General features: G+C 55.5%; 1 rRNA gene. It reads left to right on the top strand.

Annotated features, from left to right (window positions below):
- Window positions 1-494 (top strand): 23S ribosomal RNA (locus CHH53_RS16985); the annotation flags it as partial.
- Between the last annotated feature and the right edge of the window lie 34 nt (window positions 495-528).

Here is a 528-nt window from a genome sequence, read left to right as displayed (position 1 = left end):
CGGTGCCGTATGGAAGGGCCGTCGCTCAACGGATAAAAGCTACCCCGGGGATAACAGGCTTATCTCCCCCAAGAGTCCACATCGACGGGGAGGTTTGGCACCTCGATGTCGGCTCATCGCATCCTGGGGCTGTAGTCGGTCCCAAGGGTTGGGCTGTTCGCCCATTAAAGCGGTACGCGAGCTGGGTTCAGAACGTCGTGAGACAGTTCGGTCCCTATCTGTCGTGGGCGTAGGAAATTTGAGAGGAGCTGTCCTTAGTACGAGAGGACCGGGATGGACGTACCGCTGGTGCACCAGTTGTTCCGCCAGGAGCACGGCTGGGTAGCTACGTACGGAAGGGATAAGCGCTGAAAGCATCTAAGCGTGAAGCCCCCCTCAAGATGAGATTTCCCAATTCGTAAGACCCCTTGAAGACGACGAGGTAGATAGGTTGGAGGTGGAAGTGCAGCAATGCATGGAGCTGACCAATACTAATCGGTCGAGGGCTTATCCTAAAAGCTTTCTGAAAGAAAGCTCGCTACGGAAGCA

This window comes from Terribacillus sp. 7520-G, assembly GCF_002271665.1.
In the GTDB taxonomy this organism is placed as follows: Bacteria; Bacillota; Bacilli; order Bacillales; family Amphibacillaceae; genus Terribacillus.
The sequence above is the reverse complement of the archived record's forward strand: the minus strand, read 5'-3'. Positions and strand labels throughout refer to the sequence as shown.